The sequence below is a fragment of the Flammeovirga aprica JL-4 genome, assembly GCF_012844305.1.
GTDB lineage: Bacteria > Bacteroidota > Bacteroidia > Cytophagales > Flammeovirgaceae > Flammeovirga > Flammeovirga aprica.
The window spans coordinates 1-17,986 of sequence record NZ_JABANE010000082.1 but is presented as its reverse complement, the minus strand read 5'-3'; the positions used below and the strand labels follow the sequence as shown (position 1 = coordinate 17,986).

The following is a 17,986-nucleotide window of genomic DNA, read 5'->3' as shown; positions in this document are numbered from 1 at the left end:
TAAAACTAACACTTCCATCAATTCTGTTACATGCTAAAAAAGAAAGCTCAAACTAGAAGTTCCTTTTTGGATATCTATAGAGGTATACCAAAAGAGGTGTGGATACTATCCATAGTATCACTGATCAATAGAATTGGGGCGATGGTGATCCCATTTCTGTCTATTTACTTGTCCGATGGCAAAGGGTTTTCTCTGAATGAAATCGGATGGATTATGACCGCTTTCGGTGTGGGTTCTGTCGTCGGAACGTGGTTGGGAGGAAAACTGACTGATCGAATTGGGTTTTATCCTGTGATTGTGTTTAGTTTATTGTCTTCTGGCATCGGTCTGATTGTACTCAAAGAGTTGGATACTTTTGTGCAAATGGCATTAGGCTTTTTCTTCGTGATTTTGCTAGCAGATCTTTTAAGACCGCCTCTTTTTGTAGCAGTAAACAATTACTGTACAGAGGAAAATAGAACAAAATCCATCACCTTAGTAAGGTTGGCCATTAATTTAGGATTTGCATTTGGGCCTGCAACAGGAGGAATACTTATTGCCTCATTTGGTTATGCTTCCCTTTTTTGGGTTGATGGTTTAAGTTGTATTCTAGCGATGTTATTCTTTGTCTTAACATTGAAAAAAACGGTGGGTAAAGTCACTAAAGAAGAAACTACCGAGGAAAAGTCACCTGCTTTGAAATCACCTTACAAAGACAAATCTTATCTTTTATTTGTTCTTTCGTTGACGTTATTTGGACTCGTTTTTATCCAATATTTCAGTACAGTTCCCCTTTTCTATAAAGAAGTACATGAACTGAGTGAAGCCACTATTGGGTTAATAATTTCAAGTAATGGTTTTGTGATTTTCATTTTGGAAATGCCTTTGATGCACTGGATTGAAAAACAGAAAAAAGTCTCTAAAATGAACGTAATGATGATTGCAGTAGTTTGTGTTATTGTAAGTTATATTCTATTGATTTTTAGCATGAATGTAACCTTTTTGATTATTGGAATGATGATTCTGACAATTGGAGAAATGTTACTTTTTCCTTTATCCAATACCGAAGCTATGCAACGATCTATTGGAAAAAATCAAGGAGATTACATGGCTTTATACGCGATATCCTTCTCTATAGCTCATTTGGTTGGGCATAATTTAGGAATGCAATCTGTTGATTTTGTAGGATTTGATATGACTTGGGTAGGGATGTCGATAGGTTTACTCGTTACCCTATTATTACTTCAAGTTTATAAAAACTCCGTTAAAAAAGAAAAGCAACTTTCAGTGGAATAAAGTAAATCATATTTATTTGGGGGGAGTAATTTTATTCATTTTGGTGAAATCACTGATTTGAGAAATATAAAATTATTCCCCCCTTTTTATATGCTAAATTATTGACCTTCAGAGTAGGTGATTAATATTAGTTTTGACCTCTATATAACTATTATTCATAAAGCGAAAACGCCAACTATTTTGAAGTGAATTATCTGAAAGGAATGAAATGAACGTGATTGAAATTAACAATAAAATTGTATTGCATATAATATGATTTGCCTTGCCGTATAAACACTTGAAAAAATGGTTCGGTTTGTTGCCGCTTTGTTGCACATCAGTGCAAAAACCAAAAAACGTATGATGAAATACTTACAAAATTCTAATCTCTTTTTAATTATCACTCTACTTTTTCTTTCTACTACCCTTTCCAATGCACATGAAAAATGTGAGAAAAATGTATTTGTAGAGAAGGATGGCTACGTAGTTTTTGAAGCAGAAAACACCACACTCAATGACTATTGGCTCGTCGCCAACTCATTTGATGAAGATGCTCTAGGAGAGGGGCATATCGAATACCAAGGAAAAAACAGTTATGGAAGTGTGGTAGAAGAAAGTATTATTACTTACAAAATTCAGATTACGAATCCGGGAACTTACCGCGTGAAATGGAGATCAAGAAACGGTAAAAATGCGGTGAAATTTGATGAAGAAAACGACAGTTGGCTGATGGTTGAAGCGGCTGAATTTTATGGTATCAAAGCGAGCACCAATAAGAAAGTCAATAGTGATCATCATTTTATGAAGATGTGGATTCAAGATTTGAATAAATGGTCTTGGAACTGTTTTGGTGAACATGCAGGGGTCAATGGAATGAATGTTTACGCCCGTTTTGATGTTCCTGGAGTGTATGAAATCAAAGTCTCTGGAAGATCAAAGTTTCATCCTATTGACAGAATAGCTCTTTTTCAGGAAGGTAAAGGCGCTGTGGCTATGGCAAATGCGACACCTGCAATGGAACTGGAATGTGAAGATGACTCTTTTAGAGAATTTGCTTCAGCTCGTCAATATGATATCAAGCAATTGGATGAAAAAATTGTGATAGATGGTGAAGAAGAAACGCTTTGGGATTATGTAAGTGTTGAAAAAGGGAATTATGAGGTGAATGAACAAGCTGTCACAGCAACTGATCTGTCATATACTTTCAAAATGGCATATGATATGGAAAATCTTTACATTCTGGCTAATGTGATAGATGACAATGTGCAGGAGGTTGACGCTTCTTCTTCCAAAGAAAATGGAGATGCAATTGAACTTTATTTTAATCAAGACAATGAGCATCTTGAAAACGGAGCGTATGATGAAGGAGATGTAATGTTACGCTTATTTTATGGAGATCCTGCTTTCAAACAGTATAGGAGTAAGAAGGATATCAATTTTGATGGATTTGAATACGCCACTTCTAAGACCGCAGATGGCTACCTATTAGAAGCGAAAATTCCATGGACTGTGATTTTAGATGATGCCTCAAACTTAGAACTTTCAAAAATTGGTTTTGAAATGTCTGTTTTGGATAGAGATATCAATCTTGTTGTTGAAAACGAATTAAACTGGGCCAATAACACAGGGATTAATGCAGCAAAAGAAGATACACGAAAGTTTGGTACAATTTATCTTCAAGAATGGACCTATAACTATCCTTTTAAAACGGATTGGGAAGTGATATATGTGGACAGTGAAGATACAAAAGGAGTGGCTGAAAATGCGATTGACGATGATATGACCACTTTCTGGCATACCGAATGGAGAGATCAAAAAGCGGCAATTCCTCATGAAATTCAAATTGATATGAAGTCAGAATATGTCATAGAAGAATTGCATTATTATAACCGTCAAGATGCGTATGGACCAAATGGGGCCATTGGTGAATATGAAATATACTTGAGTAACTCTTCTTCAGATTGGGGAGAAGCAGTAGCAACAGGTACATTAGACTGGGGGAGTTCTTTGGTGGAGAATTATAAAATGCTTCAGAAAATTGTTTTTGATAAACCACACACGGGACAATTCTTAAGAATAGTTGCTTTAACAGAAGCTCAGAATAATGCAGAAATTCCTTTCACTGCGGCAGCGGAGTTTTATGTTGTGGCAGAAAGAACAGATGAAGTATTATCAGCAGATTTACAGCAGGAATTACAGTTGAAAGTATATCCAAATCCTGCAAGTCATCAGGTGTATATTCAAAGTAAATTGGGTATTTCAAACTATAAAATCTTCAACTCAAAAATGCAAAACTTGCAAAGTGGATTACTGGATCAATCGCAGGTGATTGACCTTCAAAAATTACCATCAGGATTGTATTTTCTTTATTTAGAAACCAATGACAGGATCTTAGTGAAAAAGCTGTACAAGAAATAATAATAATTAATTTACACACCCTGTTAGACAATCGTGATCATTTGCATTGCGGTTGTCTTTTTTTGTGATTCATATGTGGAATTTCTGCTCAATTAGTTTGGTAGTACTATCTTCGGCCTTGAAGGGAAAAGCGTTAAGAATTTCATGTAATGAGCCGTTAAAATGATTTTCTTGTTTGAGCTTTAGCGAGTTTAAAATCATTTAGGCAAGAGGAATGGAATTTAGCTTTTGACTTCACAGCCTAGATTTTTTGCTTCGTTTTTCATCAATGGAAAAATGAAGAAGAAGTAAGATTGGAAGTAGAATATAGAAAGCTCGCAAAAATATCGATTGGTAGTTGATGATAATTTAGTTTACAGCACACTTAAATAATTCTCGTGAATTTTGTTGTACTTTTTTCATTTAGCTGTTTTGTTTAATTTTAATACTTGAATCTTGAAATTAGATCCTTCCATCAGTTTAAATCAAACAGACTATTACAGAGAAAAATCCATGAGCCACATTTCAAAAACTTTGCAGTCACTATTATTCTTTCTTTTGTGTTTTCACTTTCAAGCAAGTGCTCAGAGTATCAATAACTCTAAAGCCTTAAGAGCATCATTGTCAGAAATGCAAGCTGAAAGAGAGAGAGTAATGCAACTAAGAATCAGCTATGTGCAAGAACAAGGTGAGGACTGGAAAAGTAAGTGGGTAGAGCAGGTGATTGCAGAAATGAATGGGAAAAACTTCTTTTTACGAAGTGTGGATACGGAAGAAGTGATGAACTTTTTCGGGCCTGAAGAAAACAAGGCAGTGACACAATTAAGAGAAGATTACCTGGAAGAAGTACAGGACTTTTTATTTTATTTTAAAATGGATAAAAAGGAAAATTTTGAAGAACTCAAAGAGCTGTATAAGATCATTGAAGCCTATCATTTTATTCAGATTCAAAAGAATGCAATGGTCAATCCACTACAGAAAATAGCGGATAAGTTTTTTTATGTCACTCCTTACTTAGAATGCCTTGAAAAATTGTATACTGAAGCAAGTCCATTAGAGAAAGAAAAATATAAAGAATTTTATAATGATGTTCAGGCTTTTTGGACAAATGCAAAACGAGAATCGTTGAATTTCCAACGGATAAGAGAAGAGTACCTGGAAAAGGAATCACTTGATTATGCAACCGTGATGATGCTTGTTTCTAAAATGTACAATACCAATCAGTATTATTTAACCACCAATTTAGTCAATAAATCAATAGCACAGCTAGAAGCTTCTAATGATACCAAAAATTACTATTATCAAATCTTCTTGCTGAATTTGAATAGTTTATATATGCTTCAGGGTGACTATGAGAAGATGCTGGAAGTGCAGCTGAAGCAAAAAGAATTAGGACTTTTAAATAATGAAACTGCTTTGATTTCCTCTTATTTACAATTAGAGGAGTATGAAAAAACATTGACACTAGCAGAGGAATATTTAGCAACAGCAGATATTAAAAATCCTTTCTATATGGGAGTTGTCAACATGAAAGTATCATCACTTTTTGCATTAAAACAATATGAAAAAGCGTATGATGCTTGTCTGGAGTTGATAGCAATGAGCGAAAAAGAGGGTAAAGAAGTGCATTCAGGAACTTATTATATTCTTTATGAAGTGTGCATGCACAAGAACAGTTTGTCGGATGCTGAAAAGTATATTATGAAAGCTTATGATCAATCGACCAAGGAAATGGAGCATCTGAAAGGAATGACAGACAACAGTCATAGTGCGTTATTGTATATCAGAATGTATTATATGAAATACGTTGGAGTGCTGATGCAACAAGGGAAAATGGATGAAATTGACTTTGAAAAAGTGCTGAAAGAATACGCTGAATTTGAATTTTTGATCAGAAATATAATGCTGACGCCTTCTAAAGCAGACCGAAAGCAAGTGATAAAAATAGCAGAAGAATGTGGTGATGTGATCTATCAGTTAGCAGAAAAAAGTACTTTAAAAGCAACAAAAGAACTGGCGTATAATTATACACTTCTATCGAAAGAAATAGATTTGTCTTCTGTGATTGCCATTAGAAAATATGCTGTAGACAGCAAAAATAAAGATTATAAGAACCTTTTTGAGGAATGGATGAAAGTAAGAAAACAGATCCTTTTTCATGAAGAAGGAGTGGACATTGACAGTCTGAAAGATATCAGTTATGGTTTGCACAAAGAATTGGCCTTGAAAACCAAGAAGGAAGTGCTTTCTGAAATGGAGAAAAATAATGTAGAATGGAAAGAAGTACAAAGTGCTTTAAAACCTAATCAGATAGCAGTAGAATATGTTTTTTATGCCCCTGACCGTTATGCGGCTTTGGTGTTGAAAAAGGAAATGGAATCTCCTGTGATCATTCCACTTTGTCAGGAAAGCGACCTTAAACAGTGGATGGAACCGGAGCGACCTATGAGCGAGATAGAAGGGGTTGATTTCACTTACAATCAAAATGGAGAACAAATTGTGAAGCTAATCATAGACCCTTTACGCCCTTATTTATCAGATGTAAAAACGATTTATTATTCTCCTTCTGGCATTTTACACGGTCTTTCTTTAGAGGCATTAAAACTCACATCAGAAGAAAATGCGAAAAGGCTAGGGAAAGAATTTAGATTGAAAAGAGTAGGGAAAACATCACTTCTAGCTCGTCAAACAAAACTATCTCCCCGAAAAGCAACAATTTTTGGAGGGATGAATTATGATGATCAGGCTTTCCAAAATCCACAGGAAAATGATGGAGAACGTGGGTTGAAAGTCAAGGAAAAAAAGAGTGGAAACAATAAGCAGGAACAACAACAGCAAATAGTAGGAGGTACTTTCAATTACTTAAGAGGTACATTGAAAGAAGTAGATTTAATTCGAGAAGAATTGGCTTCATCATCGGTGGAAGTAGACTTGTATACTGGAAATGCCGCTACGGAAGATCAGTTTATAGAATATTGTAAAGCCCCTACAGATATCCTTCATATTGCTTCTCATGCCTACTTTTCTCCTTATATTAAAAAGGAGAACATCGCTGAGGGTTTCTATAAAGGAGCTGAAAAAATCTATGCCGACCCTGATCCTATGAATAGAGCCGGAATTGTATTTTCAGGGGCTAATTATTTTTGGGAAACAGGGAAAAGCTTTGAAAATAAAAATGACGGTATCTTGATGGCAAGTGAACTGTCGAATTACGATTTAAGGAAAACTCACTTGGCCATTGTTTCAGCTTGTCAGTCGGGTATTGGTCAGAGCACAAGATCAGAAGGGGTGTACGGTTTCCAAAGAGCTTTCAAACTAGCAGGAATAGCGCATCAGATCATTAGTTTATGGACAGTAGATGATGCTGCCACGCAAAAGTTTATGACGCTTTTTTATCAATATTATGTGGAATTGTCTGATATAGATGCAGCGGTTGTGAAGGCGAAGGAAAAGCTGAAAGAAGAGTACGAACACCCTTATTATTGGGCGGCTTTTGTGCATGTGCAATAAGTAGTGGATTATTGTCACCTGATAGAAGGGTTAAGCGATAGAGCTCAACCCTTCAGTTCGATACAGGTAAAGATGATTTACCGAACATTAACCATTGTAGTGAAAACTACAAAATAGAGTATTTGCTAATCACAGCAAAAGAAGTTTGGGTATAGATAATTTTTTAAAGTAAATCATCACACATCATTAGTCTAATTATAAATGATACGTTATAGATAATGTTACAAATTTACTATGAATTTTTGCGATTTATTTAGGAGTATGTATTTTTAAAAGAAATAGTTCTTGAAACCCATTTAGATAAGAAAGTTAAATATTGTTATTGAAATTTATGCGATGATAAAAATCGTAAATTATAAATTTTACAGCCTGTTCTTATCTCAATCCCTTTACCATGAAAAACGCACATCAGAATTTATTCTCCTTTATTGAATATGTAGACCTATTGTTGAAAAATAAAGATGATATCGTCTATTTCTATACTTTAAATCAAAACTTGAATAATGAATTGCAGACATGTAGTTCAAAAGCAGAAGAAAAAAAACTGAAAGATGCTTTTTATAAAACATTTATCCGCTACAATGAGAAGCTACTCAATGAATATTCATTAGTTGTGAAGGAAGTGATAGTGTCTTTTGAAGATTTTGAAGAGCATATTTTACGTCAGCAAATAGGAAATAATAAGCAGTATGTGAGGGGAGTGGAAAAAGGAGTAAGAATAGGCTATCAATTAAGAACCGAGCAAGCTTATTTGTCTACTGTTCAGGAATTATTCAACCTGAAAGCACTGATCAGTCAGACAAAAGAGAACTCAAGATTGCTGACAGACCCGCAACTGTATCTTGAGAATATTGATTTTGAAAAAGGAAATCAGAGAATCAATCAAAATAATTGGCTGGAGTGGTTTGATGATGTGATGATTTGTATCGGTCGACTGGAGTTTATAGAGGTAGAGTATCATTTTTTCAAAGAAGTAAAGCGGGAGAAGGTATTGCCTATAAAAGTGAGGGAAAATCTGTACGGGAAATTGTACTTAATGAGTATAAAGGTCAATTAAAAAAATGAACTTCCTGACAGTATTGGTTATAAAAATATATCCATCATAGAGGTGGAGGGAATCAGATCGATAACCAAGAGAAAGGAGTTTCTTAAAGCGGATAACAAACAGCAACAAAGAAAAATAAAGCAATTGAAAGATGAGTTTCAGTATGCAATTCAATCTTTTGTAGGAGTTGTAGTTCCTGATTTTCAATTTAGGTCTACACCTGATGCAGCCTTTATGAAAGATAATATTCCGAGTATCAAATTAAGAGTTTCCTCCTTTCAGCTGCCTTTTTTACAGAATATAAAATCAAGAGTGAATGTCAGAAAAGACACAAAAGAAGGGTATCATATTGTTGAATTCAAGACTGTGCCCACTTTTGAGTTTATACGCTATGTGGTCATGCTGTCGGATGTTTGGAATTATGATCAAGAATGGAAAGGGAAAAGTCTTGCACAAGAAACAGCTGTGGAAGTGCTGAGTGATGGAGGAGCGACAACGGCTTGGATAAGAGATTATTTAAAGCAAACGTACAGAAGAGCATTGTTGAAATATGAGGATAATATAGAAATTAAGAAACTTCTAAAGGAAGAAATTAACAATTGGGAGTCGAAAACTTATCCTTTTTTATTTAAAGATGTTGATAACTCTGAAGAAAAATAGCCTTCAATTCTATAATGAAAAGGGTTATTTGAAAATGTTCACAAGCAAGTGGTTAATTGTGAATAAGTCTGTGAATAAGTCTAAATTTGTGAATAACTTTAATTTGATATTGAGTTATCAACATTTTTATATAAAGTTATTCACAAATTGATGTTTTAAACTGTTACTTTCCACTCTAAATGTGTAGCTAAGTCTTGTTGTGCTTTTAGTGCTGTCTCATTTATTGCTGCAGTACCTAAAGAATTTAACAAAGGATCAACAGTGGTTCTGATCGGACGTTTTCCATTCGGCATTTCTATTAATTGTACAATTGCGTCCGGCACAGGTTGTGGATGAGGTAAAAAGTCTTTGTCCTCGTCAGGAGCACCCCAAACTTCATCCGGTGCATTGATCAGTTCTCCATAACTTTCTAATCGTTCCTGATCATGTGGCCCAGACTGAACAGATTCGAAATTAGTTTTAAAACCGCCGGGCTGTACCATCACCACATCAATCCCAAATTGTGAAAGCTCATAATGATAACTTTCCGTCAGTCCTTCTACAGCAAACTTAGTGGCGGTATAAATACCAGAATAAGGAAACACCACTCTACCTTGAATACTGGAAAGGTTTATGATCAGTCCTTCTTTTCGTTTTCTCATCTGTGGCAATACAGCACGCATCATACGTTGCACACCAAACACGTTGACATCAAATATTTTTGTGAATTGTGATTCTGGAAAAGCTTCGGTCCATCCTGTTCCACCAATACCTGCATTGTTGATCAGTACATCTATCTGATCTACAATGTTGTAAATTTCATTTATTGCATTATTTATAGAGTCTTGATTTGTTACATCTAGCTCCATAATATGTAAGTGTCCTTTGGTGTTTTGTGCAAAAGTTTGTAATTCTTCCTTTGCTTTTTTAGAAAAAGTAGCAACACCTATCATAGTAGCAAATACGGTGTAGCCTTCAACAAGTAATGTTTCTGTTGTTAGTTTTCCAAATCCACTACTGCTTCCTGTAATTAATATATTCATAATGTTTTTTGTAGGAAAGATAGGGAGCAAAGCAAGAAGATTAATTTTACAAATACGTACTGAAGTAGACTTGAAGTATTGGAAAGAGAACTTGAAGTGAGATAATGCGGAATTGGAGTGTCAGAAAAATCAGAGGGCTATTTTGATAAAATAAAAGTAATACATTTTTAATTTAATTCAGTAGCTTATTATTATAACATGTAATAGAGTAGACAATGCCTTTTCTCTTCCTCTAATCTGTTGAAAATAATTATGTTAATATTATATAACATAAGAGAATTTTAGGAATTATCTTCGGATTTAATTTATATTTGTAATGCTTAAGCAAAATCTTTAAATAAAATATTTTTCTAACACTATTTCCAAAATTATATAAAAAATATTCTAACTTTTTTCAAAAATGAATTTAGACAAACTATTGAGAACGAGCTGTTTTAGCTCTCTCTATTCATTAGTTGGTGTACTAAACATTCTTCATGCAAAAAACAGACTTTCGGTTCAGTCATTGAAGCTGTGGCTAAATAAATTTTCGCCACAAACACACCAATCAGCTTCTATTGTGAAGCATCAAATCATTTAAAAAATACACTTTTTGTTTAACGTAAACTACTAGGATCAGAAGCAAACTAACGGTAGTATAGATTTATAATGCAAACAAGCTTTACAGTACTGTTGATGTCCGTATCAATACCCATAATCTCATTTATGGAGTAGTATCTGCAGTACCCAAAAAGTCCTAGAATTTACATCATTGCCATACAAAAGTGTCTGTACTGTAAACAAAATGAATGTTCTTTTTTGCTCAAAGAAATAAGGAGATTTCGTAATGACCGACACAGATAACATTAATACTCTCTCTATTATTTATGGTTAATACACTCTCAAAAGAGAAAAGCAGGGCCATGGAACAGGGTAGTTATGTCGTCTGAAAGCAAAAAACTTCACGAATTGAGCTTACAGGACAGTAATTACCTTGTAAACTAAGTATACTATCACTTTACATTTGAGCCAATGGACTTTTTACCATTGTAGATTGGTAGCACTTTCCCGGCCTTGAAGGGAAAAGCGTTAAGAATTTCATGTAATGAGCCGTTAAAAATGATTTTCTTGTTTGAGCAAAGCGAGTTTAAAATCATTTAGGCGAAAGAAATGGAATTTAGCTTTTGACTTCTAAGCCTTGAATTTTTTGCTTCGTTTTTGTTTCAAGACAAAATGAAGAAGAAGGAAGCTTGAAAGAAGATCATTGAAAGCTCATAGAAATGTCGATTGAAAGTTGACGATAATTTAGTTTACAATGTAGTAAGTACTAAGCAAATATTCTTACGATAGACAGTATCTCACAGCAAGAGATAGTTTATGGTGTATAACACCCTGTTGTTTCCTACCCGTATATTTTTAGCTGGTACAAATTAAAAACAAAATTATTTTTCTAACTCTTTTTCAAAAATGAAAAGAAACAAACTATTGAGAATAAGCGGTTTTAGCGTTCTCTTTTTCTTAGCTAGTGTGCTGAATCTTTATGCACAATATAGCTGTGATAATGCCACAGAAGCTATGATTGGCATAAATACCAAAATACCTGAGCCACATTGGTTCTCCTACCAAGTACCTGATGACATGGAGACTCTAGAGCTTTCAAGTATAGGACATACCACAAAAGATACTAGAGTTTATGTATATAGCAGATGTGGGGGAGGGTATATTGCTTACAGTAGAAATGCAAATGGTACAACCCAGTCTAAAGTAACTCTAAATGTCAAAAATTATCAAGGTGAAACACTTTACTTCAAATGGGACGTTTATGGTGGGTCAGGAGCATTTGATTGGAATTTAACGGGAAAAGATAACCAAGATAGAGAATACAAGAATGATATTTCCATTGAAGATTTTTCTGTTTGGTATGGTGAAAAAAAGGTTCCTTCTAACAATTATATATCTCGTTACCCTGTAAAGTATTCTATAGCAGGAAAAAACAATGGTGTGATTCGCATCGATGGAGAGACAATTGAAGGTTTAGGTGCCACAGGTAGTCAAGAAGTTTTGGCAGTAATGCAAGATGAAAATGACGAAATTATTGCTCAACAAACATTTATGGTAACCATATTATTGGATAATTCTGGCAAGAAAAAGAGTTTTCTTTATGACTTTCCTGAGTCTTATGCAGGTGAGTTAGGTGATAGTATTACCATAGAAGGAACAACAAACTCCAATGCTAGTATCCTTTATTCTTTGGTCAATGCAGGTGATAAAGTAAAGTTGGTAGGTAATGTATTGGTCTTTAATAGAGATGCAGTAATCGATGGAAATGAAGAAATAAAACTTAAAGTCAATGTACTGGAATCAGGTTCATATACTTCTACTTCAACTGAAATTATTGTAGACGTAAAGCCTTATTTTAATGGAATACCAGCTCAACAGTATAAAGCACTAGAAGCGATTTACAAGAAAAATAATGGTGAAAATTGGACTAATCAATCAAACTGGTTGACAGATGCTCCTGTAAATGATTGGTACGGTATAGCTACAGAAAGTAGAATTGATGAAAAAGGGTATACATACTATACAGTTACAGTGATAGACTTTTCCTATAATCAATTTAATAGCGTTATTGCTGAAGAAATTCAGTATTTAACCGACCTGAAAACCCTTGACTTGCAATATGCTTACATAGAAGGTTTTCCTTCATCAATCAGTCAGCTTTTAAACTTAGAAAGACTAATTATCCGAAGCAATGCTTTGATTTCATATGATATCATAAGTACACTCACTTCACTCAACTATGTAAGACTAGATTATTGTGAATTCAAAGAATTTCCTCAAGCACTTTATAGTCTACCAAATCTTACGTACTTAAACTTGAATAATAACCCTTTAGTTTCAATACCATCTGAAATTGGAAATTTTACCAATCTAGAATATTTATTTTTAGACCGAACAGAAATTAATAGCTTACCATCAGAATTAGCGAATTGTTCAAGTCTAAGATCATTATATATAGGTAATAATAAATTTACTACTATTCCCGAGAGTGTTTATAATATACCAAATCTAAGTTATCTATACATTAGAAGTAATAGTTTATCTTTTGATGATTTAATTGCTTTTCGATCAATCTCAAGTGCATCTATTGATTACAGGTATCAAGAAGAATATGATTTATTAATGTCTCAGAATATTGTTGAAGGGACAACTACATTGAGTAATACAGATGTTTCTGATGGTAATACCTATACATGGTATAGAAATGGGTCTGTTATCAGTGGTGCTACATCATCTTCATATACCTATTCATATGCTGATAATATTGGAGCTAGATATAAATGTAGAATAACAAATTCGAATTGGCCTAATCTAACATTATATTCAAATGAATTAACGGAAAAAGGAGAGTTAGTAACATTAGTAGTCAACAATATTCCGGATAATACTCCTGAAAATAATGAAATCTATACGGTAGGTGGATTAACAAACAATGACTCTACAAGTCGTTCTTATCCTTTAGTGCTAAACCCAACTACAAAGCAATACGAATTAAGACTTCCTAAATCTTTGGGATCATTTAATTATTTTTTCACTTTGAGGAAATACAGAGAATTTTCGGAAGTTAATGCAAGTGGTGAGTATGTGGTCAGAAGTGTGGATCTATCTACAATGTCAGGCCGAAATACAATAGAGGATATAATGGCATGGAAAACTAGTCCAGCCGCTAGTCCAAATTATTCTTGTGCAGAAAGTAAAGAAACACAATTAGGAAAAGTTCATTATGTTGAAAATACCTCAATGTGGTATCATTTTACAGCAGATAGAAGAATGAACCTGAAAATTAAAGTATTCGATAGCAATGGGTCACGTTTAAAAGTATATGATGCTTGTGGTGGAGAGGGTATATACACCTCTTACAGTTCCTCATCGAGTCACACTAGAACGTTAAAATTAGATAAAGGACAAGTCATCTATTTTAGTTTAGAGGATTATTATTCAAATAAAAACGAGGCAATTAAGTTTGAGCTTCAAGCAAACTATCTTAAAACTTATGTGCTACGATCAGTGCCAGAGAATACTCCTGAAGGGGTAGAAATTAGTGCTTATGGAAAATTGAATAATAATTATTATAATCAGAGGTTTACATTAAACGATACAGAAGAAAGTGGAGTTTACGAATTAGTACTATCAGAAAGTTATAATGAGTATAATTTTAACTTTGAGCTTAATGAACTAAATCTCTTTTTTGAGGTTGATGCAGATGGAGAATCTGTAACTAGAACAATCAACCCTGCAACTGATGATGATTATACTGAATTATCACCTGTTATCGCTTGGGATTCTATTCCACCTGTAGAAAATACTTGTGAGACTGCAATAGAAATAACTGAGGACGGAACTTATATTAAAGGGCTGAAGGAACAGTGGTATACCTACACAGCAGTTGAAGATGTAGAACTAATTTTTAGTGCACCATATGTATACCATAGGTTTTATATTTATGATGAATGTGGTGGTCAATCAGTTGCTTCAGCATCGAGGTATAATGGTTTAACTTATCAGCTTGATCAGGGTGAGACATTGTTGCTTAAAGTTGATAACTATTATTCAAATGAAAAATCTTTTGAATGGACATTAAAATCAAGGGTATTAAAAACATTAATAGTTGAAAATGTACCTAGAACTCTCCCTTGGACTTCAGAGATATATGCAGTAGGTGATATGGATCATTTTTTAAGTTATAATGACCAATTGGAATATAATGAGGAAGAGGATCACTATGAGATCACATTTTATGAAGATCTAGATACAGTTAATTTCTCATTTGTAATAGCCTATACAGATAGTTTACGAGAAGTAAATGCTAAGGGAGAAACATTTGTAAGAACAATAGATTTAGTTAATACACCAAACAACACAAAAATTGCTGATATCAGTTCATGGAAGGGCGTTGATAGTGGTTATACTTTCTATAAAGCAAATTCATGCGAAGAAGCTTATGAAGTATCAGAGGGGATTTTTATCAATGATAACAAAGATGTATGGTATAAACTAAAGACTGATGAAGATGTAATTGTAAAGTTAAATTCAAAAGATGTTTCTAATCGCAAAACAAGAGTAAGAGTATATGATCAATGTGGCGGTAATAGAATGTATTATGATTATTTCGACACTGATATAGATTTTAGACTTAATGCTAAAGATTCAGTGCTCATCAATTGGGATATTTACTATTCAAATGAGGTAGTAGGTTTCCTATGGTCATTGGATACTGTTAGAGTAAAGGATCAGACATTGAATAACCTGATTTCAAACCTTGTTGTTCCGGGTACATATGAACTTGATGATAAAACAAGGTTTAGGACAGATCAAGATCGTGCTTTCCACGTAGAATTGGAAGAAGGAAATGCTGAACTTACAGCTGACAATAAAATGATTATTCATTCTACGGGCGATATTCGTTTGCATTTAACCAACGTTGGAGATAATTATTATTATTATGATTTGGATACGGTGATTACACTATCTATCAATCATCCTTATCAGTCGGTGCATCAACGTGAATTTATCCGTGATATTACTACTACAGGTAGATATATCATCCCAGAAGATTATGGAACGGATCAAAATGTATTATCCACTATTGAAGCTTTAACTCAAAATGTAGTGATCACAGATGATACATTGCAAGTTACTGAGGCAGGTGACGTTACATTAAGAGTGTATAACAATGGAGATCATAATTACTTTGCTTTTGATACAACAGTCACTTTTGAGGTGGAAAAACTAGACATTGCTTCTTATGAAACAGACTTCTTCAGTTCACTGGTTTATAAAGGTAATTATACAATGCCTGAGTTTATTACGGAAAGAGGAATCGTATTAACACCAAGATTTATTTCAGGAAATGGAAAAATCGAGGAGGACACATTGAGACTTTATGGTGAAGGAAGCTTTGAAGTGGAACTTTCAGCAGAAGCAACAGTGATCAATGAGGCTTTCTCTACAAGAATTCCATTTGTGTTGCAAAAGTATCAAACGATTAACCAAGAAGGCTTTATTAGCGGTATCTCAACAATTGGTGAATATACTACCCCGGCTAATTATAGCACAGATCAAGGATTACCTTTATCTGTTCAAGCTGTAGGAGGGAATGTTATTGTGAGAGGAAATAACCTGTCAATTTATAATGCAGGAGAAGTGCAATTGAGACTTTTCAATGAAGCGACAGATAACTACTTCGCATTTGATTCCATAGTGACATTTAATACAGAAAGGTTGACACTGGCATCTTATGAAACTACTTTCTTTGATAGTGTTACAGCAATAGCATCGTATCAAATGCCGGAATTTGTGACCAATGAGGGAGTAAGATTAACAGCAAGTCTTGTTTCAGGTGATGGAGAGATTTTAGGCAATAGATTGACAATTAATTCACTTGGTAATTTTGAAGTATTGCTTTCATCTGGTATTACTTCGAAGTATAAAGCTTACTCTACAAGTATTACTTTCTCTGTAGCAGAAAAAGCAACGCAGACGATCTTAAAAGATGGATTGATCAGTGAAATATCTACCACTGGAGAATATATTATTCCAGCAGATTACAGTTCTGATCAAGGGCTAGCATTAAACGTGGAAGCGGTATCTGCTAATGCGTCAATTCATAATGATACTCTGACGATCAATGCTTCTGGAGAAACAAAACTGAGAGTATATAATGAAGGTGACAGTATTTATGCGGCACTTGATACAACAGTAACTCTTGATGTCAAAAAATCACCGCTTGCAACTTACAGCACGGACTTCTTCAATACAGTGAAAAAAGCAGGTACTTACACATTGCCAGAATTTGTGACAGCTGAAAATGTAGTGCTTACGCCAAGCATGAACTCAGCAGATGCAGTAATTGATGGTAATACTTTAATTGTTCATAAAGTAGGTTACTATGAGGTTTTCTTTACTTCAGAAGCAACACCTATGTATGAGGCATACTCAGGAACAATCAGCTTTATGGTGATCAATAAAACTGCTCAATCACTAGCAAAAGAAGAGTTTATCAGTATGATTACAGCAACAGGAGTTTATGAAATTCCTGAAAACTATACTACTGATCAGGGTATTCCTATGAAAATCAAAGGAATATCACAAGGTATTCAATCTACAGATACAACGTTAACAATCAATGCTCCTGGAGAATTGCTGATAAGAGCTTACAATACAGGTAGCAATACTTATTCAGCATTTGATTCTGTATTCACAATTGAAGTTGATAAGATGTTGATTGCAGGTTATAAGACAGATTTCTTTGATAACATCACTGAGACAGGTGCTTATTTCTTACCTAATTTCATCACAGATGAGAATGTAGAACTAACAGTCAGCATGGTTTCTGGAGATGGTGTAATTGAAGGTGATTCATTAAAACTGAATACGATTGGAACTTATGAAGTAACATTATCTTCAGAGGCTACTTCAATGTATGAAGCGTTCTCAATGAGTATTACTTTCACAGTGGATAAAGAAGGAAACGTAACAGATCCAACTACTTCTCTGGAAAGTGAGCTTTCAAAAGAAATGAAACTGTTCCCGAACCCTGCTAAAGGTAATGTGACTTTACGAGTACCGGCAATTGAAGGAGAAATGGAATTAGTTGTAGTTTCATCTTCTGGACAGGTCTTGAAAGTAGAGAATATTACTGGTTTGCAGCAGTATAAAATAGATATTTCAAACTTGAATACTGGCGTTTATATTTTGAAAGTCAATACTGAAAGCGGTATTGGTATTCAACGCCTGATTGTACAATAAGCTGTTTGATTTAGATAAATAAAGAGTTAAGACTGAAGAATTAAGGTGAGTCGTGTTGTGGTCTGTAAAAGTGATGTAGTTTTATTACAACATCATCGCAGACCACCACACAAACCACCTTAAATCTTCCTTCTTAACTCTTAATTATTTCAACTAAAAAAAGTTGTTTAAATATCATAGCGGATATACATCTGAAATCTCCAAGCACTACCTCTTTGCCCATCTTTATTAAAGCGTTCTCCTGAGTTCCTCGTAATGAATGTTAATCATTTATAACTTTCATGTATTCTGTGTTTTACGTAAAATTATT

The 17,986-nt window shown here is 34.2% G+C and carries 7 protein-coding genes; 6 read left to right on the top strand and 1 reads right to left on the bottom strand.

What is annotated here, in order from left to right; translation table 11 throughout:
- Nucleotides 1–30: 30 nt before the first annotated feature.
- From HHU12_RS23690 to HHU12_RS23670, 5 genes are all read left to right on the top strand, one after another.
- Entirely contained in the window at nucleotides 31–1,275 is a 1,245-nt protein-coding gene (locus HHU12_RS23690) for an MDR family MFS transporter (protein ID WP_169659216.1), read from the top strand.
- A gap of 339 nt (nucleotides 1,276–1,614) precedes the next feature.
- Nucleotides 1,615–3,672 carry a sugar-binding protein gene (locus HHU12_RS23685; protein ID WP_169659215.1) on the top strand — a complete coding sequence of 686 codons (2,058 nt, stop codon included), beginning with the start codon at nucleotides 1,615–1,617 and terminating at the stop codon, nucleotides 3,670–3,672.
- A gap of 435 nt (nucleotides 3,673–4,107) precedes the next feature.
- A complete protein-coding gene (locus HHU12_RS23680) occupies nucleotides 4,108–7,161 on the top strand; it encodes a CHAT domain-containing protein (protein ID WP_169659214.1) in 3,054 nt (1,017 codons plus the stop codon).
- Between the two features lie 394 nt (nucleotides 7,162–7,555).
- Nucleotides 7,556–8,218, top strand: a complete 663-nt coding sequence (locus HHU12_RS23675) for a hypothetical protein (protein ID WP_169659213.1) — start codon at nucleotides 7,556–7,558, stop codon at nucleotides 8,216–8,218.
- 51 nt (nucleotides 8,219–8,269) lie between these two features.
- Nucleotides 8,270–8,866, top strand: a complete 597-nt coding sequence (locus tag HHU12_RS23670; RefSeq protein ID WP_169659212.1) for a hypothetical protein — start codon at nucleotides 8,270–8,272, stop codon at nucleotides 8,864–8,866.
- Nucleotides 8,867–9,021: 155 nt separating this feature from the next.
- On the opposite strand, the gene HHU12_RS23665 is transcribed toward HHU12_RS23670, so the two are convergent.
- Nucleotides 9,022–9,888, bottom strand: a complete 867-nt coding sequence (locus tag HHU12_RS23665; RefSeq protein WP_169659211.1) for an SDR family oxidoreductase — start codon at nucleotides 9,886–9,888, stop codon at nucleotides 9,022–9,024.
- Nucleotides 9,889–11,334: 1,446 nt separating this feature from the next.
- Here HHU12_RS23665 and HHU12_RS23660 point away from each other — a divergent pair.
- Entirely contained in the window at nucleotides 11,335–17,676 is a 6,342-nt protein-coding gene (locus HHU12_RS23660) for a T9SS type A sorting domain-containing protein (protein ID WP_169659210.1), read from the top strand.
- Nucleotides 17,677–17,986 lie beyond the last annotated feature (310 nt).

What these genes read in the sequence shown, in the direction of transcription:
- HHU12_RS23690 (WP_169659216.1), top strand. Translation starts at nt 31, where the DNA reads ATGCTAAAAAAGAAAGCTCAAACTAGAAGTTCCTTTTTGGATATCTAT.
- HHU12_RS23685 (WP_169659215.1), top strand. Translation starts at nt 1,615, where the DNA reads ATGATGAAATACTTACAAAATTCTAATCTCTTTTTAATTATCACTCTA.
- HHU12_RS23675 (WP_169659213.1), top strand. Translation starts at nt 7,556, where the DNA reads ATGAAAAACGCACATCAGAATTTATTCTCCTTTATTGAATATGTAGAC.
- HHU12_RS23665 (WP_169659211.1), bottom strand. Translation starts at nt 9,888, where the DNA reads ATGAATATATTAATTACAGGAAGCAGTAGTGGATTTGGAAAACTAACA.
- HHU12_RS23660 (WP_169659210.1), top strand. Translation starts at nt 11,335, where the DNA reads ATGAAAAGAAACAAACTATTGAGAATAAGCGGTTTTAGCGTTCTCTTT.